Below are 24,200 nucleotides of genomic sequence, written 5' to 3'. Positions count from 1 at the left end.
GATACCTGGGCCGTCGGTTGGCCCCGGAAGATTCAGGCATGCGTAGGCAGGTAGTCGTTACCGGCGGCGGCCGAGGCATTGGCGCCAGTATTTCCACGGCGTTGGTGCAGGCCGGGTTTGTCGTATTGATTGTCGGGCACCGTGGCATCAGCGCGGGCGTTGCCTTGTGCGAAGAGCTGGACGCCCGATACGGCGCAGGCAGCGCACGCTGGGTTGGCTGCGACCTGGGCGATGCCTTGGCCGTGGAGGGCCTGTGCCGCTCGCTGGAGGCAGAAGACATTTATGGTCTGGTGCATTGCGCGGGCGTCAGCCAGGACAGCCTGGCCGCCGTTGCGGACCTGGATACCGCGCGGCACATGATGCAAGTCAATTTCTGGGCATTTGTGCAGTTGTACCAGGCCCTGGTGCGGCCCATGTCCATGCGCCGCGCAGGCAGAATCCTGTGCATCGGCTCGGTCGCAGCCGACTTCGGTATGAAGGGAAATGCGTTGTACGCCAGCAGCAAGGCAGCGCTGCGGGGTTTTGTACGTTCGAGCATGACCGAAGTCGCCTCACGCGCTATTACGATCAATTGTATCGAGCCGGGTTTTATCGAGACGGCACTGCTGGATCGCTACGCCGAACAGCGTTCGGCCATCGACCGGCGGATCCCAGCGGGTCGCTATGGTTCGCCGGAAGAAGTGGCGGGGCTGGCGGCGTTTTTGTTTTCAGAGGCCGGCAGCTACATCAACGGGCAACATCTCACCGTCGATGGTGGCCTGTCACGCAGCATGGCCGGCTAGCCAACCTGTAATGAGGAGGTTTGATGCGGGCGCTTCAACTGGTTGATAAACAGCGCCTGGCGCTGCGCGAGCTGGTGTTGCCTGCCAGGCCCGCGCCGGGTCACGCACGGGTGCGCATGGCGTTCATGACGCTTAATCACCTGGATCTTTTCGGTTACCGCGGGATGGCCTTCGCACGACGGACATTGCCTGTCACGGTGGGTGCCGAAGGCGCAGGCTTTGTGCAGGACGTGGGGCCAGGTAGTGACCCCGAACTGATCGGGCAGGCCATGGCGATCTACCCCAGTGTATTTTGTGGGTGCTGCCCGGCCTGTCTAGCCGGCCGGGAGAACCTGTGCGCCGACTCGCCCGGCGTAATGGGGTTTCATTGCGACGGGGTTGCCGCCGAGTACGTCGATGTCCCGCTGCGTATGCTGGTGCCGATACCTGCTGGCGTGCCCATGGAAATGGCGGCCTGCGCGCCGGTGACCTTCGCCACGGTGCACCATATGTTGATCGACAACGCACGCCTGATGAGCGGCGAAACCCTGCTGGTGCACGCGGGAGGCAGCGGGATCGGCTCAATCGCCATTCGCCTGGCCCGTCACCTGGGCGTCACGGTATTCGCAACGGTTGGTCGTGCCGACAAGGTTGAGCGTGCCCGGGCATTGGGCGCCGAATATGTGATTGATTACCGTGAGGAACGATTCCTGCGGGTGATTCGCGAGCAGACGGCACGCCGCGGGGTCGACGTGGTGTTCGAGCATGTGGGGGCCGATACCTGGGAGCAGAGTCTCCTGAGCCTGGCGCGTGGTGGCCGCCTGGTGATCTGCGGCTCGACCACAGGCGTGGAGGCGCCCACTAACCTGATGCACCTGTTCAATCAGCAAATTCACATTCATGGCTCTTTCGGTGCGCCCCTGAGTGGGCTGCGCGATGCATTGGCGTTGATCCAGCAGGGCGTGTTGCCCGTGATCGACTGCGTGATGCCGGTGGCCGGTTTCGAAAGTGGCTTGCAGCGCCTGCGCGAGCGGGATGTGTTCGGCAAGATCGTATTGCAATTCTAATCCGCGCCGGCGCCTGCACGCGCCGGCGTTTTTGTCGCTTGTAGGAGGAGGTGAAGATGGAAATCAACGTGGCGCAGCAAACGGTCAGTGAGTCGATCCGTGAGTTGAAGTTGCCGGGATGGGAGACGGCGTCGATCGAGACTGAAACGCACTTGCAGGGTGAACTGGGCATCGATTCCCTGCACAAGCTGATATTGCTCACGCGCTTGCAGGAACGCTCGAATTTCCAGTTTGCACAACTGAACAACGAGGCCTACAAGTTTGACACCGTAGGCGATCTGGTCAATCTCCTGGTAGCGCATGGCTAGGTGCCCTGCGCTACCTTGATTCAGGGTGCTGTCGGGGATAATGATTGAAGGGTATCGGCGACGCTGTGTTCCAGCGGCCGATAGCTCAATTGAAAGGCGCGCCTGGCGCGCTGGTCATCGAATACCCGGCGCACGCCAAGGTTCTGTCGCAGATAGCGACGCGACAGGCGTGAGTTCAGCATCGCGCTGAGGTACATCAACCAGTCGGGTGCTCGTCTTTGGGGTGCCTTGCTGTCGGGAAAGCGCTGCTTGATCATTGTGGCCAGTTCCAGCATCGAAGCCTCATGGCCCGGCACGATAAAGCGCCCCTCAATGACGTCATCCAGCGCCGCGCGCACATGCAGTTCGGCCAGGTCGCGCACATCCACGAAATGAAAGTTCAGGTCCGGGCAGACCGGTGTCTTGCCCGTGTGCAGGTCATGGAGGATGGCAATGCTGGTGGCAGCATGCCGGGGGTCGAGCACCGGCCCGATGATCACCGATGGGTTGATGCACACCACGCGAGGCTCGCAGGGCCAGGGCTGGAAGGCGTCCGTCACCAGTCGCTCGGCGGCTGTCTTGGAATACCAGTATGGGTCGCTGGCTTCCAGGGAGGCATGGTTCCAGTCGGCCTCGCTGAAGGCGTGCCCGGCTGGCATGTCTGGCGACAGAATGGCCGCCATCGACGAGGTGTACACGAAGGTGCGCACGCTGGCGGCCTGGCGTATGCCGTCGATTACGTTTTGCGTGCCGTTGACATTCATTTCCAGGGTTTGCTGCCAAAGCCGCGAGCCGGGCCGGGCGTTGTTAGTGACGCTGGCGGCGCAGTGAATAACGGTGTCGCACTCACTGAACAGGGCATTGCACGCGCCTGGCTGCGCCAGGTCGACTACGTGTAGGCGCAGTTGCGCGTGGCGGGCTGCCAGGCCTTGCAAATGCGCAGTGGGGCGGCGCAACAGGGCGTCGACGGTGCAGCCGTGGTGCAGCAGCTTTTCCACAATATGGCTGCCCAGAAAGCCTGAGGCGCCGGTGATACAGATGTGTCGGGGCATCGGTAGCGATCCTTGGGTGTTCACACGGTTGCTGGGTATAGCCCAGACCGCGATCACTGACTACTACAAGGTCTTATAGGTTTCCCGCCGATTTCGATCCGCTAAGTTAGTCGCTGCACCCCCTGAGCAACCACCGGTTGAGCCGGCTAAAGGATAGATAAATGACCCAGGCCGAAGTCTTCGATTTGATCGTCAAGCATGCCCGCGAAACCCTCCCTGAGCTTCAACAACCCATCGCCCGGAACGACCGCCTGGTGGACCTGGGCGCCAATTCGATGGACCGCGCCGACATCGTCGCCATGACTTTGAGCGCCCTTGGGTTGCGCATGCCAATGGTGCAGACGCAGGCCGCTCGCAATATCGGCGAATTGGCCGAGTTGCTTCATGGCAAGCTCTGACACGCAAGGGCTGTTGATCAGCGGGCTGGGCGTGGCTTCGTCCATCGGCACCGGTCAGCATGACTTTATCCAGGCCTTGCTGGCTGGCAATCATGCTTTTTCGATGATGCGCCGCCCGGGTCGTCAGTTGGAAAGCACATTCATCGGTGCTGAAATCGATGTGGACGAGCAAGCCGGCGCCAACCTGGAATCCGGTTCGCGGGGTATGTCGTTCTCTGCGCGCATTGCCCTGGCGACCTTGGCAGAAGCGTGGGCGGATGCGCAGCTGGATCAGTGTGACCCGACGCGTATCGGCCTGGTGGTCGGTGGCTCTAACTTCCAGCAGCGCGCCATCGAGCAGGCCCATGCGCCTTGCGCGCTGACCCCGTACTTCATCAAGCCCAGCTACGCGACGCAGTTTCTCGATACCGACCTGTGTGGAGTTTGCACCGAGCGCTTCCCCATTCGGGGGTTCGCTTACACTCTGGGGGCTGCGTCGGCCAGTGGGCAGATGGCGATTATCAATGCGGCCCAGGCTGTGCGAGCCGGGGATGTGGACGTGTGCATTGCCTTGGCGCCGGTGATGGATCTGTCGTATTGGGAGTGCCATGGCTTTCGCTCCCTGGGGGCGATGGGCTCGGACCGTTTTGCCGAGAGTCCGGCCCTGGCGTGCCGCCCTTTTGACCGTGATCGCGATGGGTTCATCTACGGTGAATCCAGTGCAGTCGTGGTGATTGAAAGCGAGGCCAGCGTGCGCCGCCGTGGCGTTTCGCCGTATGCGCGGATTGCCGGCTGGTCAGTGGCGATGGACGGCAATCGCAACCCCAACCCTTCGTTTGACGGGGAGTCCTGTGTGATCCGCCAGGCCCTGGACAAGTCGGGCTGGCAGGCGCGCCAGGTGGACTATATCAACCCGCACGGCAGTGGCTCGGTACTGGGTGATGAAACCGAACTGCGTGCCTTGGCTCATTGCGGCTTGCGCGAGGCGTCGATCAACGCGACCAAGTCCCTCATCGGTCATGGCCTGGCTTCTGCCGGGCTGGTGGAGACCATAGCCACGGTACTGCAAATGAAGGCCGGGCAACTGCACCCCAACCGCAACCTGGATCACCCCCTGGATACCGGGTTCGCATGGGTCTGCGACCGCGCTGAACAGCACGCCCTGCGCTGTGCACTCAACCTCAGCTATGGCTTCGGCGGCATCAATACAGCGTTGTGTCTGGAAAACTCAGGAAGGCTGCAATGACGAGGCAAGTGGGTATCGAGGCAATGAACGTATTTGGCGGCGCGGCGAGCCTGGATGTGACCATGCTTGCGCGACACCGCAAGCTGGACTCCCAGCGTTTCGGCAACCTGTTGATGCACGAAAAGAGCGTGGCGTTGCACAGCGAAGACCCGGTGACGTTTGCCGTGAATGCCGCCAAGCCACTGATCGATGCCTTGAGCCCGCAAGAGCGCGATCAGATTGAGTTGTTGATTACCTGTACCGAGTCGGGAATCGATTTCGGCAAGTCCGTCAGTACTTATGTGCATGACTACTTGGGGCTGAAAAAAAACTGCCGGGTTTTCGAACTCAAGCAGGCCTGCTACTCGGGCACTGCCGGTTTTCATAGCGCGGTGCAGTTCGTGTTGTCCCAGACCTCGCCCAATGCCAAGGCACTGGTGGTCGCAGTGGACCTGTGTCGCTTCCTGATGATTGGTGAAGGCGGCGCCGCAGCGCAGGACTGGGCTTTTTCGGAACCCAGTGGCGGTGCGGGCGCAGTGGCCATGTTGATCAGTGACAAGCCGCATGTATTCAGCCTCGACATCGGCGCCAGTGGTTATTACAGCTTCGAGGTGATGGACACCTGTCGGCCGGAGCCCGACAGCGAAGCCGGGGACGCCGATCTATCGTTGATGTCGTACCTGGATTGCTGTGAGCAAACCTTCAATGAATATCGCCTTCGGGTCGACGACGTGGACTATGCGCGCACGTTCGACTACCTGGCGTTTCACACGCCTTTTGGTGGCATGGTCAAAGGCGCGCACCGCTTGATGATGCGCAAGTTCGCGCCAGCCGACCCGCCAGCCATCGAAGCTGATTTCGCCCAGCGTGTGGCGCCCGGGCTGGCGTACTGCCAACGCGTGGGCAATATCATGGGGGCCACGATGTTTCTGTCCCTGGCCGGCATCATCAGCACCGCGCGGTTCGATGAGCCTCGGCGTATTGGATGCTTTTCCTATGGCTCGGGTTGCTGCTCGGAGTTTTTCAGCGGTACGGTCACGCCCCAGAGTCGTGATCATCTGTCTGCCCAGGCCATCGCACAACAACTCGATAGTCGCTATAGCCTGAGCCTGGCTGAGTACGAGTCAATCCTGCTGGGCAATGACGCCGTGCGGTTTGGTACCCGCGACCACACCGTCGCCTGTCCAGTCACCGACAGCGTAATCGCGGCGGGAGGGTTGTCGGGCAAGTTACTGTTAAGCGCGATCAACGGTTACCACCGCGAATACAGTTTCCAGCCATGAACTTCCAGGCCACCGAGTTTCGCACTGAAGGCAGCCTGGCATTCCTGCGTTTTGCGCGTCCTGAGTCGAACAATACGATCAACCGCCAAATGGTCGACGAATGCCTATGGGTATTGGAACACTGCCAGGCGCATTCGACCGTGCTGGTGCTTGAAGGCGGGCCCGAGGTTTTTTGTTTCGGCGCAGATTTCCAAGGCATGCATGACGACGCCGTGCGCGGCGCCAGCGAACGCCATCAACCAGAGCGGCTCTATGAAATCTGGCAGCGTATGGTTACCGGTTCGTTCATCACGGTGAGTCATGTACGGGGCAAGGCCAACGCCGGGGGCATGGGCTTCGTGGCTGCGAGTGACATCGTTCTCAGCCATACCGATGCCCAGTTCAGCCTCTCGGAACTCATCTTTGACGTAATGCCGGCGTGTGTGTTGCCGTTTCTGATTCGTCGCGTGGGCTTCCAGCGCGCGCATTACCTGACGCTGTCGACCCAGCCGGTCAGTGCGGCACAGGCCAGCCAGTGGGGGCTGGCGGACGACGTGGCAAGCGATAGCGATGCGTTGCTGCGCCGCCACCTGTTGCGCTTGCGGCGCCTGTCCAAGCATGGCGTCGAGCAATACAAGGGCTATATGAACAGGCTGTCCACGTTACCGTTCGACGCCCGACAGATGGCCATCGAGCAAAATCACCAGGTATTCAGCAACCCGCGCACCCGCGAAAACATCCACCGCTATGTCAGCCACGGCCTGTTCCCATGGGAGCCTGATTGATGTGCCTGACGGGCGCGCCCATGGCTGGCGAATCGTTGCAAAGAGGAGTGCCGATGGACAGTGTCATCGATTTTCAGGCGCGTGACGACGGGGTAGTGGTGCTCACGCTCCAGGACCGTGAGCATAAGAATACCTTCACGCCGGCGTTGATCGACGGATTGATACAGGCCTATGCGCGAATCAACGCCAGCGACGCCTACAAGGCAGTGGTGATCACGGGCTACGACAGTTTTTTTTGCAGTGGCGGCACCCGCGAAGGGCTGCTTGCCTTGAACCAGACGCGTGGCGATTTTACCGATGCCAATGTCTACAGCCTTGCATTTGAATGCAAGATCCCGGTGATCGCCGCGATGCAGGGGCATGCTATCGGCGGCGGCCTGGTAATGGGCTTGTTCTGCGACATCGTGGTGTTGTCCCGCGAGAGCCTGTATACCGCCAACTTCATGAAGTACGGCTTTACCCCCGGCATGGGCGCGACCTATATCCTGCCCTCCCGGCTCGGTAGCCTCGGCCAGGAAATGCTCCTGGCGGCGCAGAGCTACAGTGGTGCGCTACTTGAAGCACGCGGCGCGCCGTTTGCAGTGTTACCGCGTGCCCAGGTGCTGGCCCACGCCCTGGAGTTGGCGATGGAGTTGGCCGACAAGCCCCGGTTGTCGCTGGTCACGCTCAAGCACCATCTAAATCGCAAGCTGCGCGAAGACCTCCCCGCGGTCATTGAGCGTGAGCTGGCGATGCACGCGTTGACAATGCATCAGCCGGAAGTCGGCGAGCGAATCTCAACCTTGTTTGGCCGGTGAGAGAGACCCTTATGACCCTGAAGACCATCCTCGACGAACTGCGCGAGGGCCGGCTGAGCATCGAGCAGGCCAAGGCACGCCTGCGTATGCTGCCGGCACCCCAGCCGACGGCGCAAACCCCTGATCCCGTGGCGGTGGAAGCTGGCGATATTGCCATCATCAGCATGGCGGGACGCTTTCCTGGTGCGGCGTCGGTGGAGCAGTTCTGGGACAATTTGCGTGCTGGCGTAGACAGCATTACGCAAGTGCCGGCGACCCGCTGGGATACCGACACGTATTTCAGTGCACAAAAGGGTGAGCCGGGCAGGGCGTATTGCCGATGGGGCGGGTTCATCGAGGATGTGGACCGTTTCGATTCACTGTTTTTCGGCATTTCTCCGCGCGAAGCCCAGTTGATGGACCCTCAGGAGCGCCTGCTTTTGCAGGAGGTCTGGACCTTGTTCGAACGCATCGGCTACACCCGCGATTACCTGGCTGAGTCCTGTGACGGCGAGGTCGGGGTGTTTACCGGTTCGATGTATCAGCAGTACCACGCGTTCGACGCCGATGTGCCGCGCAAGGCCACGGTAGCCTTGTCATCGACCGCAAGCATGGCCAACCGGATTTCGCATTTTTTCAACCTCAAGGGTCCCAGCCTGGCGCTCGACACCATGTGTTCCTCGGCGGCAACGGCGCTGCATCTGGCCTGCGAAAGCCTGCGCAGCGGCAGTTGCCGGTTGGCGGTGGTGGGGGCGACGAATCTGTCTATCCACCCGTTCAAATATATTGCGTTGTGCCAGGGGCAACTGCTCGCCAGTCATCCGGGGGTTCGAGCCTACGGGCAGGCAGACGGGTTCCTGCCCGGTGAAACCGTGGCTGCGGTGCTGCTCAAGCCGCTCAAACAGGCGATTGAAGAAGGTGACACGGTCACTGCGGTGATCAAGTCCACCGCTATCAGCCACAAAGGCTATACACCCGGCTACAGCGTGCCGAGTGCTGCTGCGTTCGAGACCCTGCTGTCGCGGCATTTCCAGCGCTCGGGCATCGACCCCCGGAGTGTCGATTACGTCGAGACCTCGGCCTCAGGTGCAACCCTGGGCGATGTCGCTGAGTTCCAGGCGTTGCGAAGCGTCTATGGGCCGCGCAATACGCACTTGCCACACTGCCGTCTGGGTTCGGTGAAGTCGAACATTGGCCATGCAGAAGCCGCGATTGGCCTGGCGCAGGTGATCAAGGTGGCGTTGCAACTGCGTGACCGGGTGCTGGTGCCGTCGATTCTGACCGAACCGCTTAATCCACAAACCCGCGCTGATGAGGCGCCGCTGCGGGCCCAGCGCAGCCTGGAGCATTGGCACCATCCCAGCGATGCACCTGGCGGCATGCCCTGGCCGACACCGCGCCGTGCCGCTGTGCATACATTCGCCGCTGGCGGTGCGAATGCCCACCTGCTGTTGCAGGCGTACGACGCTGCACCCGCCGCCGTTGAGCCGGTCTCAACGCCAGGCCCGTGGCTATTGGTTTTTTCCGCAGCGACTAACGAGCGCCTGCAGGCTGTGCTTGGCAGTGCTCGGCGAGCATTGGCTGCCACCCCTTCGCTCACCCTGGATGACTTGGCGTTTACCCTCAGTCAGGGTCGTGAAACCATGAACTGCCGGGTGGCATGGGTGCAGCGCCAACCTGGCACCTTGCTCGACACTCTGGATGCGGCGCTGGCCTGTGTTCACCGGCAACAGGGCAGTGTGGACGGCGTGGTGATTCACTATGGTGACCTTGAGGAGGTCGAGGTGCCGGATACCGCGCCCCTTGAGCGCCAGACGTTGAGCCTGGAAGAGCAGGCCCGGGCCTGGGTTGTTGGACAGATCAGCCTGCAACAGGTGTCTCGCCAGGCCAGCCTGCGTGCTGGCCGCCGCATCGTCGAGCTGCCGACTTATCCGTTTGCCAAGGTTCACTGTTGGCTGCCGACCGTTGACACATCCGCCACGCCTGCGCCTGCGATAGCCATCGCGCTGGAGGCGAACGCCGAGGATGTGCATGAGGTGGTGCGTGCGCAAATCGCCGCACTGACGCAAATCGATCCGCACACGTTGCAATTGGGCAAGCCGTTGCTTGATTACGGTTTGAATTCAGTGACCATGCTGGTGCTGGCGGCTTGCCTTTGCCAGGCATTGGAGGGGCTGGATGAGAGTCGTGACGGCCCGCAGTTAGTGCTGTGTAGGACAGCCGGCGCGCTGATCGAACAGCTTGAGCAAATGCTCGCTCCCATGCCTCCTCCGGTCAGCGAGCCGATGCCGTCGACCGCTACGCCGATCGTGCCGAGTGTGCCTGCGGCGAGTAACTACGTTGCGCCGGAACAATTGCAGGTGTACCACCGCAACGGCTACGCCTTCGATTTTGCCCACCAACCCGCCGCGCTGCCGGAGCGGGCATGGGCCGGCAAACGCGGTGTGGTGCTGGGAGCCGGGCCGGCTGGCCTGGTGGCAGCCCTGACCCTGGCGGCCAATGGTTTCGAGCAGGTGTATGTGGTCGAAAAGCGTACCGCGATCAACCGTATGCAAATGGTCACGCTTTACCCTCACACCTTGCCCTACCTGAAAAGCATCGGGGTGCTGGATGCCGTTGCACGGCGCGCCGCACGGATCGTGCGACACGATTTCTACCTCAATAGCGCCGGGCAGCGCACCCGGTATTTCTCCCGCGAGTTGCCGGCCGGCATTCTCGACAGTATCGATGCAAGCATGGCGTATGGAGACGAGACAGTCGCCGAGCTGTTCGTGGGTGAGTCGGTGATGGCCATTTCCCTGGCCGACTTGCAGGCGGTGTTGATGGAGCAGGCTTGCGCGCGGGGCGTGCGTTTTATCGCCGACCATCAGGCGACGGTGGTCGCCGACGACAGCAGGCCCGCTACCTGGCAAGTGTTGCTGAGTGCAACGGCAGGTGCGCCGTCATTCCCCCTCGATGCCGATCTGGTTGTGGTCGCTGACGGTGCGCGCAGTGCCGTGGCCCAGGCCGCGGGCATCGAGTGCACGCTGCTGCAGACCCCTCAGGGCAGTGAGAGCTGGTATGTGTTTCACTGCGCCAGTGAGGTTGCGACGTCACGCTTGAGCTATGAGTTCGCCTTCGATTCGCGCGGGCGTCTCGATCACTGCGCTTTTGGCCTGGCCTACCCTGTGCGCAAAGAGTTTGGCGTGGCGTTCTACAGCAGCACACCGACGCCACCGGCGCTCGAGCTGCTTTTGGACAAAGCTGACTTCTTCGCCAAAAGCTGGGGCGTCGAGCACCAGGGGATCAACTGGTTGACGCAACGTATTGCGGTGCATCACAGCAGGGCCGAACGGGTAGTTGATGGCAACCTGTTGTTGGTAGGAGATGCAGCCGGCACCGGCTCGCCCAACGCCGGCCTGGGTTCGGGCCTGGCGATTTCGGCCTATGGCTGGGCCCTGAACGAGTATTGCCGGCGGGCTGCGACGGATCGGGAGGCCGCGGCGGATTTCTATCAGGCCGCCGCCAGCCGCTATCCGTTGGCATGGCAAAGCCGTTCGCTGCACATCTGGGACGAGATCAACAATCTGGCAGCAGCCGTGGCGGGGCAGCGACAAACCGGTACATGAGGCACCTTGGGGCAAGCAGGCACAGTGAAGAGAGGGACACACAGCATGCAACTGATCACGCACGATGGCTTGAGCCTGGAGGTGCTACACACGCAGGCGCCGGGTGGCACCGTGGTGTTCGTCAATGCCCTGGGCATCGGCAACGCCGTGACGCAGGGCGTGGCCCAGGCGCTGCAGGCGGCCGGTATTGGCTTTGTCACCTGGGAACGGCGCGGATTGCCGGGGGCGTATGATGATAGGTTTCGCGAATATGCGCTGGACGATCAGGTGCGCGACCTGGAACACCTGATGGCCATGCTCGCTCCTGGCCCGGTGGTACTGGCCGCCTGGTGCACCGGCATTCATACCGCGTTGGCTTATGCGCGCAGATGGCCCGCACGCTTGGAGGCGCTGCTGTTGTTCAACAGCCCGAATTTCTTCAATAGCCGCTACAGCGCAGTGGCTGGCGATGCCATTGGCAAGGTCAGTCGCATATTGGTCGAAGATGAGTCCAAGCTCGATTTCATGTACCACACCATCTTCGCCAATAACACGGAACAGACAGCCACCCGCCTCACAGGGCTGGCCGATGCGCGCATCCGCGGCTTGGTGGAGGCTCCCTTCAAAAGCGGCCCCCAGGCATTGCTGCGCTATATGTACCTGATCCAAAGCGCCGCTGAGCCTGAAGTGGATCGCCAGTGGTGTGCCCCGATCAGCGTGCCAGTCCTGGTGATAGGGGGGCGGAAAGACACCATGGTGTCGTTCCAGGACTCACTGAGCCTGGGAGAGATTCTGCCCAATGCGCAGGTGCGCATCATGGACGATTGGGGGCACTACACGCTTTTCTCTGATACACAAGAGAGTGTATCCAAGGTTATGCTGGGGTTTCTGCAAACGCTGGAAGCGTTTGACTGTCGTACCGTGCCACCTGCTTTTCTCACCCCTTTTTGTGCGCCGTCAGTTGTATCGGCCGCCAGTCGACAGGGTGAGGCAGACGTGGATTGACGGGCGATGGCGGCGGCAGACCGCCAGGTAAGGTAAAGCCCCGAGGGGGTGCTTTTTTGTTTTTACTGACAGGTGTGACTGATGAGTACGGAAGGAAGTGGGCCGGTTAGATTTCCGGCAATGGAAGATGCGGTACTCGAGCGGTGGGAAAAAGAAAAGACGTTCGAGCAATCCATCAGCGCCCGTGAGGGTAAGCCGGTGTACGTATTTTATGACGGCCCGCCGTTTGCTACCGGCCTGCCGCACTACGGCCATATTCTGACTTCCTATATCAAAGACGTCATACCGCGTTACCAGACGATGCTCGGCAAACAGGTCCCACGCCGCTGGGGCTGGGATTGCCACGGCTTGCCGGTGGAGTTCGAAGTCGAGAAGGCCATGGGCTTCAAGTCCAAGCGCGATATTCTCGAGTTTGGCGTGGAGCAGTTCAACGACGAGTGCAGAGAACTGGTGCTCAAGTACGCCGATGACTGGCGTGGCTTTGTCAACCGGATGGGCCGTTGGGTCGATTTCGATGGCGCCTACAAGACCATGGATAACGACTACATGGAGTCGGTGCTGTGGGGCTTTAAAACCTTGCATGACAAGGGGCATGTCTACGAGGGCGGCAAGATCGTGCCTTACTGCGTGCGTTGCCAGACGGTGTTGTCGAATTTCGAGGCGCGCCTGGACGACGCCTTCCGCCCGCGCCGCGATATGTCCGCCTATGTCAAGTTCAGGCAACAAGACCGCCCGGACACTTTCTTCCTGGCATGGACCACCACACCCTGGACGTTGCCTGCCAACGTCGCACTGGCCGTGGCCGCCGATGAAAACTATGTGTGCATCGAGCACGGCGAAGAGCGCCTATGGCTGGCCGAAGGTTGCCTGGGCGGCTTGTTCGATGAGCCGGTGATCCTGGAACGCTGTACCGGCGCAGAGCTGGCTGGGCTGCGTTATCTGCCGGTGGTCGGCGAGGTGATCGATGCCTCGGCCCATCGCGTGGTCACCGCCGACTTCGTACAGATGGGCGATGGCTCTGGCATTGTCCACATTGCCCCTGCGTTCGGTGAGGACGACGCCTTGCTCGGGCAGCAATACGAGTTGCCTGCACCTAACCCTGTTCGCGACGACGGTACCTTTTCCGATGCGGTGGCGCAGTATGCCGGGCAGAATATTTTCGAGGCCACGCCGCGCATCCTTGCAGATCTGAAGAGCAGTGGCTTGCTGTTCAAGCAAGAACAGATCGAACACAACTATCCACACTGCTGGCGTTGCGATAACCCTCTGATCTATCGCGCGGTAGAGTCCTGGTTCATCCGCGCGTCGGCGCTGCGCGAGCAGTTGGTGGAAAACAACAGCCAGGTCAACTGGGTGCCCGAGCATGTGAAGGAAGGGCGCTTCGGGGACTGGATCCGTAATGCCCGCGATTGGGCGGTGTCGCGCAACCGTTTCTGGGGTGCGCCCATCCCGGTATGGCGCTGTGACCAGTGCGGCACCGTCGAGGTGATGGGCAGCATCGCGCAGATCGAAGCGCGTTCCGGGCGCAAGGTCGAAGACCTGCATGTGCCTCATATCGACGAGCATCGTTTCGCCTGCCAGTGCTGCGAGGGCACCATGAGTCGGGTGACCGGTGTCTTCGATTGCTGGTTCGAATCGGGCGCAATGCCGTTCGCCAGTCGGCACTACCCGTTCGAAAACAAGCAGGAGTTCGAACAGACTTTCCCTGCCGACTTCATCGTCGAGTACCTTGCGCAGACCCGCGGTTGGTTCTACACGATGATGGTCATCTCCACCGGCTGTTTCGAGCAGAACCCCTTCAAGAACGCCATGTGCCACGGGGTGATTCTGGCCAAGGACGGTCGCAAGATGTCCAAGCGCCTGAAGAACTACCCCAACCCGATGGATCTCATGCAGACCCACGGTTCGGACGCCTTGCGCGTGGCCTTGCTGGCATCGCCGGTCTGCAAGGGAGAGGACATCAAGTTCAGTGAAGAGTCGGTGCGCGACGTGGTGCGCCGCTACCATCTGCTGTTCTGGAATTGCCTGCAGTTCTATAAAACGTTCACCGAAATCGACCAGTTCAGTCCTTCCGGCGACCTTGGCCAGCCCCTGGACAATGTCCTGGACCACTACTTGTTGCATGAGTTGGCGGCGCTGGAATCGGATATCAAGATGTGGATGGAGTCTCTGGATTTTTCCAAGATCTATTCGCGTATCGAAGTGTTCATCAACGTCTTGAGTACCTGGTACCTGCGCTTGAACAAGGCACGCATCTGGCGCGATGGCCTGGATGACGACAAGCGCCAGTGCTATGAAGTGCTGCACTACGCGTTATCTAATTTTGCTCGTCTGCTGGCGCCCTTCATGCCGTTTCTGGCTGAGGCGGTCTACACCGAACTGGGGTATGCCGACTCTGTGCACCTGCAAGACTGGCCGAGCATCGATCGCCAGTACCTGTCGTACGAGCTGGCCGATGAGATGAGCAGCCTGCGTAACTTGATCGCCAGCGTGCGCAATGTGCGCGAAACCAATGGGGTTTCGCAGAAGTTTCCGTTGCGCAGCATTCGCGTCGCGGGTATCGAACAGGCCGTACTGGAGCGCTATGCACAGTTCCTCGAGGAGGAACTCAACGTCAAGCAGGTCCAGTGGGCCGCCGATGCCGACGAGTGGGCGCAGCCCGTGGTGGTATTGATCTTCTCCTTGCTCGGCAAGCGACTGGGCCCGGCGATGAAGGCGGTCACCACAGCGGTGAAGGCTGGAGAGTATGTAATCGATGAACAGGGGGTGCTGGTTGCCGCAGGGCAGACGATCCAGCCCCACGAGTTCGAGCGTCGCCTGACCGTGCGTGACACGCTCAATAACGTCGGGATTGTCGAGAACATGGTGGTCTGGCTGGACTTGGACATCGATGCCTCGCTCAAGCGCGAAGGCGCCGTACGTGAGCTCAACCGCAGGCTGCAAGACCTGCGCAAGAAAGCCAAGCTGGGCTACACCGAAAAAGTCGACATCGCCGTGCTCGGCGGTGCCTATGTCGATGAGATCCTGGTGCACCACGAGGACTGGCTCAAGAGCCAGTTACTGGTCCAGAGCTTGTTGCGCAGCGATCTTGAGGCGCCGCTGGCAGTGGACGAAGTCGAGCTGCCCGAGGGCGACCCTGTGCGTATTCAACTGCGCCGTAGCGTACTGGCCTGAGGCAATGCCGACCTGGTGCCGCGCTGTCGAGCGGCACCAGGTGGTGCCGCTGGAGTCACGATGGATCGTGAGTGGCCGTTACCACCGGGCGATATCCAGTTGTGGGTCTGTCGTGATGAGTTGATCGTCGCGGCTGACCTGTTGGCCGAATATGCCGCGGTGCTCAGTGACAGTGAGCGCCAGCGGATGGCGCAATTTCATTTTGCCCGACATCGCCATCAGTACCTGGTTACCCGGGCGCTTGTGCGTCATGTGTTGTCGATGTATCGCCCCGGTATTCCCCCGCAGCACTGGTGCTTTGCCTACAACGATCACGGCAAGCCGTGTATCGATCCGGTGTTGGACCCCTCGCATTCCCTGCACTTCAATGTTTCCCATACCGATGGCTTGATCGTCATGGCCGTGTCGCGACAGGCAATCGGCATCGATGTTGAAGACCTGCAGCGCCAGGGCGACGGCGTTTCGGTGGCCGATACGTTCTTTGCGGCCGCCGAGCGCCACGACCTGCAGCAGTGTGGCGCAGCGCACCGTGCGCAGCGATTTTTCGAGATATGGACACTCAAGGAAGCCTACATAAAGGCCCGCGGCGAAGGTCTTGCTGTACCGCTCGACAGCTTTGCCTTCCGGCTGGGGCCAAGCTGCGGGCATTCCCTTCAATTCAACCCACCGACAACCGACGCCCGGCATTGGCAATTCTGGTCAACAATGCTGCTGGCGCGCTACTGCCTGGCTGTGGCTGCCTGTCATGAATCGCCTCGGGCCAGGTTTTGCCTGCGCGTGCAGGAAGTCATTCCCCGCGTGCGTACCCTCGACCTGGCCTGCCTGTGTCGGCGCCAAGCGGCCCCCCACACGGTGACGCCGCCATGGAGGCTGCCGGGCATCTGCGCCACACCCGAGATCGACCTCGGCTAATTTACCTATCAGTGCTTATAGGTTTGGATCGCGCCGCTTTTGGTTATGCTTTTTTCGCTGGGCACTGATGTGTCGCAGGCAGGGCGCGGCAATGCATAGACCAAACGCCATCCGGGAGAGCAACGATGACATCGTGGGAAAGAGAGGTCTCGAGTGGGGCCGGCAACCGCCAGCTTCCCGTGGTCAAGGGCTGGCCACTGCTCGGCAGTGCGCTTGCCTTGATCCGCAACCCCCTGGGCTTCTTGCAAACCACGCGCAGTACCTATGGCGATGTCTACCGGGTCAAGGCCGCGCATATGAACTTCGTGGTATTGGCCGGCATGGAGGCGAACCGATTCGTGGCGGACAAGGGCAAGGATTGCTTTGTCTCAAGCGGGTTCTGGGAAGCGACCTTGCAAGAGATGCAATGCCCGCATTCGTTCATCGGCGTGGATGGTGATGCCCATCGCTTCCAGCGCAACCTGATGAAGCCGCTGTTCTCCAAGTCGGCGTTCAACGAGCGCATTCCCATGCTTGCGCAGATCTTCACGGATACCCTGCAAGCGCGCTACGGCGTTGATCAAAAGGTGTCGGCGCTGTTTCGGCATGTGCTGTCGCAGCAGATTGGTGGGTCACTGCAGGGTTATCAACCCACGCCGGATGAAGTCGAGGCGCTGATGCGGTATCAGAATACCGCGATGAACGTTTGTGCCCTGAAAAAGTGGCCGCGGCTGGCGTTGCGCCTGCCGGGTTACCGGGCGGCGAAAAAGCAGGTGCAGGCGCTGGCTGACCGGATTATCGAGTCGGAACGGACCCAGGAGCAAACCCAGGGTTACTTCCAGACGCTCAAGGAAAAAGGGCAGATGGTCCAGCCCCAGTGGTTTACCCCAGGAGATATGCGCAACCACGCCATCATCTCCTACCTGGCAGGCATCGACACCGTCGGTGCCACCTTGAGCTTCATGCTGCTGGAGCTTTTCAAGCAGCCGCACTTGCACCAGGCGTTGCGTGATGAAGTGGATGCCTGTTTCAGCCAGGGATTGCCGGACGCTGATGGCCTGGAAAACATGGAGACCCTGAAGAACTTCATCCGCGAGGTGATGCGTCTTTATCCAACGGCCTACGCCGTGCGCCGTACGGCAGCGAAAGACTTCGAGTTCCAGGGTTACTCGATCGACAAAGGGCAGGACATCATTCTATTCACCACTGCCAACCACACGGATCCTGCGTGGTTCAAGAACCCTCAGGTCTTCGACATCACTCGCTATGAAGAGCCGCGGCTTGAACACCGCGCCAGCGGCGCCTGGGCACCCTTCGGTCGTGGGCCGCACACCTGCATCGGGGCGGGGCTGGCCAATATCCTGTTGTCGTTGAACCTGGCGCTGTTTTTGTATCACACCGATTTGCGCCCGGCGTGCAAGCTCAGCGATATCAAGATGGATTTCTCCAACCCCGCCGCAGGCTTGAGCGAGCGATTTGCCATTTCCTTTACGCCACGGAATCGCCCGTGAGCAGGTCCGAACTTGCGCCGCCGCGATTGTGCCAGGTCGCAATCTGCTCCGCCGACGCCGCCACCAGCATGCAGTTTTATGCCGCGTTGTTGGGTTTGCGTGCCACCGGCAGTTTTCAGGTTCGCGGACCCATGGCTGCCCGACTGTTCGAGATGACGGCGGTGCAGGGCGTCAATTACTGGATGGCTGACGCACAGGCATTTTTTCAGCTTGAATTCTTCGAGTTCAGCCAACCGTGCCGGTTGCCGGCGGCAACGCGCACACGCAGCGGCTACGAGCGCTTGTTTGTCGCGGTAGCCGATATAGACGCCGCCGTGGCGCGCTTGCAGGCGGCCGGTATACCCGTCGACCTCACCGGCACAGTGCTGCGCGACCCCGATGGCGTACCGGTGCAACTGGTGGAGGCTGAGGCTGGCGGCGCGGTCGGGCGCATTATCGGCGTACGGCTGGTGGTCGAAGATCTGGAGGACGCCGTGGATTATTTTCATCGGGCGCTGGGGCTGCCGCTGTCGGCGTGCCAGCCCTCGGCCACGGTCAGCTGCGACACGCCGCGCTGCGCCCTGGATGCGGGTGAGCACTGGATCGAACTGGTGCACCGCCAAGGCGTGGGCGCCGTACGACCACTCAATGAACCCGGACTGATGAATGTCGCCCTGGGCGTACGCCGCCCAAGCCACTTCAATGCCCTTTACCGACGCGTGCTGCGTGAAGGCTTCAGCTCAAGCACGCCGCCGGTTGGCGGTGGGTTATCCCACGTGGTGTACCTGCGCAGCCGCGCTGGGCTGTCGGTGGAGTTGCTGCAATTGCCCGCCTGGATGGATGCCATCTGGGGCTTTCGCGCTCCCGGAAGGTTGGCCAGGCTGGCGCGGTTACTGATTGGAGGGCTGGTCGGGTTGTCGGCCAGGATGGCTCGCGCATCGCCTTGAGCGTTCGTGCGGTGTTTTGGCAAACAGCAACAGGAGCACAGGCAGACATGAGAGAGGAACGTAATTGGATCAGCGACCGCCTGGCTTCGTTCGGCGACGGCATTGCGCTGATCGCCGATGGCCAGCAGTCCTCCTTCAACGCCATAGGGCAAGCGATGATGTCCTGGCAGGCGCTTCTGGCGCACCAGAACATCGCGTGCTGCACGGTAATCGTCAATGGTGATTATAGCTGCGCGATGGTGGGGGCGATTCTGGCCTTGTACACCCGGCATTGCGTGGTGGTGCCACTCAATCGCAGTTCGTCTGAACGCTGCGCGGCGGTGGCACGTACGACAGGGGCCAGTTGGATCATCGACGCCGATCACCCCGGCGATCTGCAGGCGTTAACCACACAGTTGCCCACCCACGAGTTGGTGGCAGGCCTGTTCGATCGCCGAGAAGCCGGTCTGATATTGCTCAGTTCAGGCAGCAGCGGCGAGCCCAAGGCCATCCTGCTCAGCCTCGAAAGGCTTTTTGCCAAATACCGCGATGCGCCGCGCTCAAGGCCTCGTACCACGGCTGCATTCCTGTTGCTGGACCATATCGGCGGTTTCAATACGTTGCTGCACTGTTTATTCAGCGGCTCGACACTGGTCAAGCTCGATTCCCGCGACGCCGTGAGCATTTGCCGGCAGATTGCTGAACACCGGATCCAGCTCCTTCCCGCCACCCCTACATTTCTCAACATGCTGCTATGGGGACGGGCATACGAGACCTACGATCTTTCCAGCCTGGAACTGGTGACCTACGGCACCGAGACCATGCCCGAATCGACCCTGGCCGCGCTGAACGAGGTGTTCCCGGCTGTGCGTTTCAAGCAGACCTATGGCATGAGCGAGCTGGGCATCCTCTCCACGCGCTCGGAGTCGAGTGACTCGCTGTGGATTCAAATTGCCACTGACGATGTGCAGGTGAAGGTGGTTGATCAGATTCTGTGGATCAAGACCCGCACCGCGATGCTCGGCTATCTGAACGCGCCGTCGGTGATCGATCAGGAGGGCTGGCTATGCACGGGGGATCTGGTTGAAACCCGTGGCGATTATTTCCGCATCCTCGGGCGTGGAGAAAGCCTGATCAATGTGGGAGGGCTCAAAGTGCTGCCGGTAGAAGTCGAGAGTCGGCTGTTGAGCCTCCCCTTCGTCAAGGATGCCGTGGTATGGGGGCGCAAGAGTCCGGTCACCGGGCAGATCGTGGCCGCCACGGTCGTTCTGGAGGGTGAGTTGGACACCGACGACGCCAAGCGCCAGATCATGCTGCATTGCCAGCAAGGGTTGGAAGATTTCAAGGTGCCGCGTCATATCGAATTTGTGACCGGGCGCCTGCACAGCGATCGATTCAAGAAAATCAAGGTGGCCTCGCAATGACTGATGCAGTTTCTGACGCTTTACACACTCGCCATGACAGCGCTCCATCTGCGGTAAAGGGCACCATCATTGTCAGTGGCGGTAGCCAGGGCCTGGGATTGACGACGGTCCGATGTTTCCTGGAGGCAGGCTATAACGTCGCGACCTTCAGTCGTCGAGAGTCCCCGGCTGTCACGGAGTTGAGCGAGCGTGCCGACTTTCATTGGCAGGCACTGGACTGCACCGACTACTCAGCGCTCACCGCCTTCGTCCAGCAGGTGGAAAAGCGCTTCGGTGGCCTCGACGGGCTCGTCAACAATGCCGCCACCGGTGTTGAAGGCATTCTCAGCACGATGCGCGTGGCGGACATCGACAGTGCGCTTGATATCAACCTCAAGGGCCAGTTGTACCTGACCAAGCTGGTCACGGCCAAGCTGCTCAAGCGTGGCGCGGGCAGCGTGGTGAATGTGTCATCTATCAATGCCCTGCGGGGTCATTCCGGCCTGACGGTTTACAGCGCAACCAAGGCCGCGATGGATGGCTTGACCCGCAGCCTGGCCAAGGAGCTGGGCCCACGGGGCATTCGCGTCAACTCAGTTTCGCCTGGCTACTTTTCCAGCGACATGGTCAAGGACCTGAGCCCCCAGACACTCAGCAGGATCGAGCGCCGCACACCGTTGGGGCGTCTGGGTACCCAGCAGGAAGTGGCGGATCTGATCCTGTACCTGGTAGACCGGGGCACCTTTGTCACCGGTCAAAACATCGCAGTCGATGGAGGTTTCACATGCTGAATCATCAAGTCATGGATCAAGTATTCGATCAAGTAGAGCACCAGATCGCTCAGGTTCTGGGGGCGAAGGGTGGGCCTTTGGTGGCGGTGGAAATTGACAGCCGCTTCAGCGACTTGGGCCTGAGCTCCCTGGATCTGGCGACGCTGATCAGCAACCTGGAAGCGGTTTATGGAACAGACCCCTTCGCCGATGCCGTGGCGATCACCAGCATCGTGACCGTGGCGGACTTGTGTCGAGCGTATGCGCAACAGGGTGTGCCGGGGCCGAGTCCGGACCCGCTGGACGCCCAACTGCGTGATCTGCGCCAACTGTGAGCCAGGCCCTAGAGAGCCATCTGGGCGACCTGGCCGTTGTCGGGTTGGCATGCCGCTTTCCGGGTGCACCTGACCAGCGAGTGTTCTGGGAGAACCTGCGCCAGGGCCGCGAGTCGATCGTTGACCTTGACGATCAGCAACTGAGCGCGGCGGGTGTCACCCGCGAGCAATGGAGCGAGCCTGGTTATATCCGGCGCAGCCCGGTGCTTGAAGGCATCGAATGGTTCGATGCGCGGTTCTTCGGGGTTTCCGCGCGCGAGGCCATATTGCTCGATCCGCAGCATCGACTGTTGCTGGAGGTGGGGTATGAGGCGCTTGAGGATGCCGGGCATGTCAAGGCGGCTCAAGCCGGCGTGACGGGTGTCTATGCATGCATGGGGGGCATCACCACCAGCTATTTGCATCAGTTTGGTGACCGTCTCGACCCCTTGCATCATGAAACCGCCAGCCTGGTTCACCAGGGTAACGACAAGGATTTTCTCGCCACGCGCCTGTCCTTCAAGCTCAACCTGACAGGCCCGAGCATGACCGTGCAGACCGCGTGTTCAAGTTCGCTGGTGGCGTTGCACCTGGCCTGCAACGCTCTGCGCCTGGGGGAGGTCGACACTGCGCTGGTGGGGGCAGCCGCCATTCGTATTCCGCACCATACCGGTTATCCCCTCGGACAGAGCCCGTTATTGTCTCGCGACGGTCGTTGCTGTCCGTTTTCCAGTGATGCCAGCGGCACGTTGTTCGGCAGCGGCGTGGCGAGCGTCATCGTGCGCCGCCACGCCGACGCGATACGCGATGGTGATCATGTGTATGCGCTGATCAAATCCAGCCATGTCAACAATGATGGGGCGATGAAAATCGGCTACACCGCCACCAGTGTGCCAGGGCAGGCCAAAGCCATGGTGCGGGCGATCACGCTGGCGCGCGCCAATGCGCGGCAGATCAGTTATGTGGAGTGTCATGGTACCGCCACCAGCCTGGGCGACCCTCTGGAAATCAAGGCGCTTGAAAAAGCCTTCCGCCTGGATACCCAGGACCACGGTTTTTGTGCGATAGGCAGTGTCAAATCCAATATTGGTCACCTTGAACAGGCAGCCGGCATCGCCAGCCTGATCAAAGTGGCGTTGATGCTAAAGCACGACACCCTGGTGCCTTCACTCCATTTCACCACGCCCAATCCGCGCATCGATTTCGAGCATTCGCCGTTCCGGGTCAGCCAGGACACCCGGGTGTGGTCGCAGGCGCTGGAGCAACCCGCCGACACTGCGCGGTTGGCAGCGATCAATTGCCTGGGGATCGGCGGCACCAATGTGTTCAGCGTGCTGCAGTCCGTTGCGCCAGCTCTGGTGCGCGGGACCGACGCAGCGGTGGACGTGCCGATTTGTCTGTCTGCCGCAACGCGAGAGCAACTACGCCAATACCTGCTGCGGTTCGCCCATTTCGTCCGTGACAGCGGGCCAATTGATCGTCTGGCGCTGGCGCATACCATAAACATCAGCCGCAGCGCACATCGCGAGCGGTTCGCTGGTGTGTTGAAAGCAGGCATAGACGTGGACAGGTTTTTTGAAGAGGCCGCACACAGCGTGCTGGATGCGCCGGCGACGTTCACGCCGCGCCTGGTGTATTACCTGTGCGAGCAGCCGCAGCACCTTGACGATGCCAGTCGGCAGGCATGGCTGGCGGCGCCGAGATACCAGCGCATGGCCGATGATTACGCAGAGTGCCTGGGCCGTCTCTCCAGTACGCCACAGACCGTTGAAGCGGCGGCTCGCTGCGCCGAACTGGCGTTCGAAGTGGCGCTGTATCAACAGTTGGTGCGCTGGGGGATGGTGTTCGAGGCCGTGATCGACAGGGGTTACGGCCACTGGATCAACCGCTGTCTGCAGCTCGGGTGCGGCGCATCGTCGGCACTAGACGCTAGCCCTGAGTGGTTGAGCGCGTTTGTGCAGGAGGGGCAGGGCGCCGCCCAGCTTGCTTCCCCTGGCTGGCCTGATTCGGCCCAGGTTGCAGTGCTCGTCGTCAGCCGCCAGGCCTGGGCTGTAACCGTGCCATCGTCCGGGCGCTGCGTGCATCTGGCCGAGGAAATGCTGACGTTCGCTGACGTGGAACGCTTTGCCTGCGACGTTGTGCAGGCCGGAATCAGCTTTGATTGGCTGGATTATTACCGCTTGGTAAAGGCACAGAAACTGTCACTGCCCACGTATCCGTTCGCCCGTCAACGCTATTGGCCAGTTGAAGACTGAAAGCCCGCGTGCGGTAAGTTTTTCATGGGCGCGGGAAGATGTCTCCCCATAAGGCTTATAGGTTGATGGCCGCCAGGAAGATGGGGAATATAAAAATCCAATCCGCACCGATGCCCGGGTCGCCGGCATCCACAGGAGGCGTAGATGCAGATCACTCGCCAGACCGTCCAGGACGCGTTGCAGGCCACCCTGGGCCGAGCCGTGACGGTCGAGCCACATGTGCCACTGATCGAGACTCGATTGAAAATCAACTCGCTGACCATGATGGCACTGTTCGCGCAGCTTGAGCGTGTCAGCCAGGTCACCGTTGCGCAAAAAGATGCAGTTGGCCTCTACGGTTGCAGTATCGACCAGATCGTCCAGTGGTTCGCCCAACGTGAGCAGTGAGGTCGTGAAGGCGTCGTCGCCGTTGGTAGAGCATCCGCCCGCTTGTCAGTTCGCCGCGAAGCGGGATGCGCTGGAGGAAGGCGGCACGCTGGCTGTTCAAGTAGAAGGGCAGGCGATATTGCTTTGCCAGGCCAGGCAGGCGGTCTATGCCGTGGAAAACCGCTGCCCGCATCAGGGTAAGACGATGGACGGCGCCTTGATCCGGCGCGGCCAACTGATTTGCCCGCACCACGGCGCCAGGTTCGACCTGGAGACGGGCGAGGCGTTGGGGCCGCATACCCGCTGCGCACTGACGACCTACAAGGTGCATCTGATCGACAGCGACGTGATGATCGAGCAACGCGCACAGGCCAGGCCGGAGTGCGGTACGTGAGCCTGCTTTGCCTGGCACCGCGGCTGGCAATGT

Annotated in this window: 21 protein-coding genes; 20 read left to right on the top strand and 1 reads right to left on the bottom strand. The window is 61.0% G+C overall.

The window, feature by feature from the left end; genetic code table 11:
- Window positions 1-38: 38 nt before the first annotated feature.
- Genes JH25_RS22245 through JH25_RS22255 form a run of 3 tightly spaced genes read left to right on the top strand, consistent with a single transcriptional unit; the run spans window position 39 to window position 2,136 of the window.
- Window positions 39-782 (top strand): SDR family NAD(P)-dependent oxidoreductase, encoded by a 744-nt coding sequence (locus tag JH25_RS22245; RefSeq protein ID WP_032877026.1) that lies wholly within the window; start codon window positions 39-41, stop codon window positions 780-782.
- Between the two features lie 23 nt (window positions 783-805).
- Window positions 806-1,828, top strand: a complete 1,023-nt coding sequence (locus JH25_RS22250; protein ID WP_032877025.1) for a zinc-binding dehydrogenase — start codon at window positions 806-808, stop codon at window positions 1,826-1,828.
- A 56-nt stretch (window positions 1,829-1,884) separates the two neighbouring features.
- Window positions 1,885-2,136, top strand: a complete 252-nt coding sequence (locus tag JH25_RS22255) for an acyl carrier protein (protein WP_032877023.1) — start codon at window positions 1,885-1,887, stop codon at window positions 2,134-2,136.
- 20 nt (window positions 2,137-2,156) lie between these two features.
- Here JH25_RS22255 and JH25_RS22260 read toward each other — a convergent pair whose 3' ends face one another.
- Window positions 2,157-3,167: an NAD-dependent epimerase/dehydratase family protein gene (locus JH25_RS22260; protein WP_032877022.1), complete on the bottom strand. Its 1,011-nt coding sequence runs from the start codon at window positions 3,165-3,167 to the stop codon at window positions 2,157-2,159.
- A 161-nt stretch (window positions 3,168-3,328) separates the two neighbouring features.
- Here JH25_RS22260 and JH25_RS22265 point away from each other — a divergent pair, with 161 nt between their 5' ends.
- The 17 genes from JH25_RS22265 to JH25_RS0126860 all read left to right on the top strand — a co-directional run bounded on the left by JH25_RS22265 (window position 3,329) and on the right by JH25_RS0126860 (window position 24,167).
- Window positions 3,329-3,565 (top strand): acyl carrier protein, encoded by a 237-nt coding sequence (locus JH25_RS22265; RefSeq protein WP_032877021.1) that lies wholly within the window; start codon window positions 3,329-3,331, stop codon window positions 3,563-3,565.
- A complete protein-coding gene (locus JH25_RS22270; protein WP_032877020.1) occupies window positions 3,552-4,790 on the top strand; it encodes a beta-ketoacyl synthase N-terminal-like domain-containing protein in 1,239 nt (412 codons plus the stop codon). Before JH25_RS22265 ends, JH25_RS22270 begins: the two co-directional genes overlap by 14 nt.
- Window positions 4,787-6,052 (top strand): hydroxymethylglutaryl-CoA synthase family protein, encoded by a 1,266-nt coding sequence (locus JH25_RS22275; RefSeq protein ID WP_032877019.1) that lies wholly within the window; start codon window positions 4,787-4,789, stop codon window positions 6,050-6,052. Before JH25_RS22270 ends, JH25_RS22275 begins: the two co-directional genes overlap by 4 nt.
- Complete coding sequence (locus JH25_RS22280) at window positions 6,049-6,816, top strand: enoyl-CoA hydratase/isomerase (RefSeq protein WP_032877018.1); 768 nt, start codon at window positions 6,049-6,051, stop codon at window positions 6,814-6,816. The genes JH25_RS22275 and JH25_RS22280 overlap by 4 nt, the downstream gene beginning before the upstream one ends.
- A gap of 53 nt (window positions 6,817-6,869) precedes the next feature.
- Window positions 6,870-7,613 (top strand): polyketide synthase, encoded by a 744-nt coding sequence (locus JH25_RS22285; protein ID WP_032877017.1) that lies wholly within the window; start codon window positions 6,870-6,872, stop codon window positions 7,611-7,613.
- Between the two features lie 11 nt (window positions 7,614-7,624).
- Window positions 7,625-11,200, top strand: coding sequence for a beta-ketoacyl synthase N-terminal-like domain-containing protein (locus JH25_RS27595; protein ID WP_050549322.1), 3,576 nt, complete (start codon window positions 7,625-7,627; stop codon window positions 11,198-11,200).
- Window positions 11,201-11,245: 45 nt separating this feature from the next.
- The gene (locus tag JH25_RS22290; RefSeq protein ID WP_032877016.1) at window positions 11,246-12,184 is read left to right on the top strand and encodes an alpha/beta fold hydrolase; all 939 of its coding nucleotides are present in this window, start codon (window positions 11,246-11,248) and stop codon (window positions 12,182-12,184) included.
- Window positions 12,185-12,265: 81 nt separating this feature from the next.
- Window positions 12,266-15,358: an isoleucine--tRNA ligase gene (ileS, locus tag JH25_RS22295; protein ID WP_032877014.1), complete on the top strand. Its 3,093-nt coding sequence runs from the start codon at window positions 12,266-12,268 to the stop codon at window positions 15,356-15,358.
- A gap of 60 nt (window positions 15,359-15,418) precedes the next feature.
- Window positions 15,419-16,270, top strand: a complete 852-nt coding sequence (locus JH25_RS0126870; RefSeq protein WP_050549320.1) for a 4'-phosphopantetheinyl transferase family protein — start codon at window positions 15,419-15,421, stop codon at window positions 16,268-16,270.
- 125 nt (window positions 16,271-16,395) lie between these two features.
- Entirely contained in the window at window positions 16,396-17,760 is a 1,365-nt protein-coding gene (locus JH25_RS22300; RefSeq protein WP_032877012.1) for a cytochrome P450, read from the top strand.
- The gene (locus JH25_RS22305; protein ID WP_032877010.1) at window positions 17,757-18,686 is read left to right on the top strand and encodes a VOC family protein; all 930 of its coding nucleotides are present in this window, start codon (window positions 17,757-17,759) and stop codon (window positions 18,684-18,686) included. Before JH25_RS22300 ends, JH25_RS22305 begins: the two co-directional genes overlap by 4 nt.
- 47 nt (window positions 18,687-18,733) lie before the next feature.
- Window positions 18,734-20,089 carry an ANL family adenylate-forming protein gene (locus JH25_RS22310; RefSeq protein WP_032877009.1) on the top strand — a complete coding sequence of 452 codons (1,356 nt, stop codon included), beginning with the start codon at window positions 18,734-18,736 and terminating at the stop codon, window positions 20,087-20,089.
- The gene (locus JH25_RS22315; RefSeq protein ID WP_078820783.1) at window positions 20,086-20,859 is read left to right on the top strand and encodes an SDR family NAD(P)-dependent oxidoreductase; all 774 of its coding nucleotides are present in this window, start codon (window positions 20,086-20,088) and stop codon (window positions 20,857-20,859) included. The genes JH25_RS22310 and JH25_RS22315 overlap by 4 nt, the downstream gene beginning before the upstream one ends.
- Window positions 20,853-21,173 carry an acyl carrier protein gene (locus JH25_RS22320; protein WP_032877008.1) on the top strand — a complete coding sequence of 107 codons (321 nt, stop codon included), beginning with the start codon at window positions 20,853-20,855 and terminating at the stop codon, window positions 21,171-21,173. Before JH25_RS22315 ends, JH25_RS22320 begins: the two co-directional genes overlap by 7 nt.
- Window positions 21,170-23,407 (top strand): beta-ketoacyl synthase N-terminal-like domain-containing protein, encoded by a 2,238-nt coding sequence (locus JH25_RS27590; RefSeq protein WP_050549318.1) that lies wholly within the window; start codon window positions 21,170-21,172, stop codon window positions 23,405-23,407. Before JH25_RS22320 ends, JH25_RS27590 begins: the two co-directional genes overlap by 4 nt.
- A 144-nt stretch (window positions 23,408-23,551) precedes the next feature.
- Window positions 23,552-23,794, top strand: coding sequence for a hypothetical protein (locus JH25_RS22325; protein ID WP_032877005.1), 243 nt, complete (start codon window positions 23,552-23,554; stop codon window positions 23,792-23,794).
- Window positions 23,784-24,167 carry a Rieske (2Fe-2S) protein gene (locus JH25_RS0126860; RefSeq protein ID WP_050549317.1) on the top strand — a complete coding sequence of 128 codons (384 nt, stop codon included), beginning with the start codon at window positions 23,784-23,786 and terminating at the stop codon, window positions 24,165-24,167. The genes JH25_RS22325 and JH25_RS0126860 overlap by 11 nt, the downstream gene beginning before the upstream one ends.
- Window positions 24,168-24,200: the final 33 nt, after the last annotated feature.

The sequence above is a fragment of the Pseudomonas sp. BRG-100 genome (genome assembly GCF_000737955.1).
GTDB classification, from domain to species: Bacteria; Pseudomonadota; Gammaproteobacteria; order Pseudomonadales; family Pseudomonadaceae; genus Aquipseudomonas; species Aquipseudomonas synxantha_A.
Note: the sequence above shows the minus strand (reverse complement) of the source record. Positions and strands in the feature narration are given on the sequence as shown.

Coding starts and splice junctions, on each gene's coding strand:
- JH25_RS22245 (WP_032877026.1), top strand. CDS start 39: ATGCGTAGGCAGGTAGTCGTTACCGGCGGCGGCCGAGGCATTGGCGCC.
- JH25_RS22250 (WP_032877025.1), top strand. CDS start 806: ATGCGGGCGCTTCAACTGGTTGATAAACAGCGCCTGGCGCTGCGCGAG.
- JH25_RS22255 (WP_032877023.1), top strand. CDS start 1,885: ATGGAAATCAACGTGGCGCAGCAAACGGTCAGTGAGTCGATCCGTGAG.
- JH25_RS22260 (WP_032877022.1), bottom strand. CDS start 3,167: ATGCCCCGACACATCTGTATCACCGGCGCCTCAGGCTTTCTGGGCAGC.
- JH25_RS22265 (WP_032877021.1), top strand. CDS start 3,329: ATGACCCAGGCCGAAGTCTTCGATTTGATCGTCAAGCATGCCCGCGAA.
- JH25_RS22270 (WP_032877020.1), top strand. CDS start 3,552: ATGGCAAGCTCTGACACGCAAGGGCTGTTGATCAGCGGGCTGGGCGTG.
- JH25_RS22275 (WP_032877019.1), top strand. CDS start 4,787: ATGACGAGGCAAGTGGGTATCGAGGCAATGAACGTATTTGGCGGCGCG.
- JH25_RS22280 (WP_032877018.1), top strand. CDS start 6,049: ATGAACTTCCAGGCCACCGAGTTTCGCACTGAAGGCAGCCTGGCATTC.
- JH25_RS22285 (WP_032877017.1), top strand. CDS start 6,870: ATGGACAGTGTCATCGATTTTCAGGCGCGTGACGACGGGGTAGTGGTG.
- JH25_RS27595 (WP_050549322.1), top strand. CDS start 7,625: ATGACCCTGAAGACCATCCTCGACGAACTGCGCGAGGGCCGGCTGAGC.
- JH25_RS22290 (WP_032877016.1), top strand. CDS start 11,246: ATGCAACTGATCACGCACGATGGCTTGAGCCTGGAGGTGCTACACACG.
- ileS (WP_032877014.1), top strand. CDS start 12,266: ATGAGTACGGAAGGAAGTGGGCCGGTTAGATTTCCGGCAATGGAAGAT.
- JH25_RS0126870 (WP_050549320.1), top strand. CDS start 15,419: ATGGATCGTGAGTGGCCGTTACCACCGGGCGATATCCAGTTGTGGGTC.
- JH25_RS22300 (WP_032877012.1), top strand. CDS start 16,396: ATGACATCGTGGGAAAGAGAGGTCTCGAGTGGGGCCGGCAACCGCCAG.
- JH25_RS22310 (WP_032877009.1), top strand. CDS start 18,734: ATGAGAGAGGAACGTAATTGGATCAGCGACCGCCTGGCTTCGTTCGGC.
- JH25_RS22315 (WP_078820783.1), top strand. CDS start 20,086: ATGACTGATGCAGTTTCTGACGCTTTACACACTCGCCATGACAGCGCT.
- JH25_RS22320 (WP_032877008.1), top strand. CDS start 20,853: ATGCTGAATCATCAAGTCATGGATCAAGTATTCGATCAAGTAGAGCAC.
- JH25_RS22325 (WP_032877005.1), top strand. CDS start 23,552: ATGCAGATCACTCGCCAGACCGTCCAGGACGCGTTGCAGGCCACCCTG.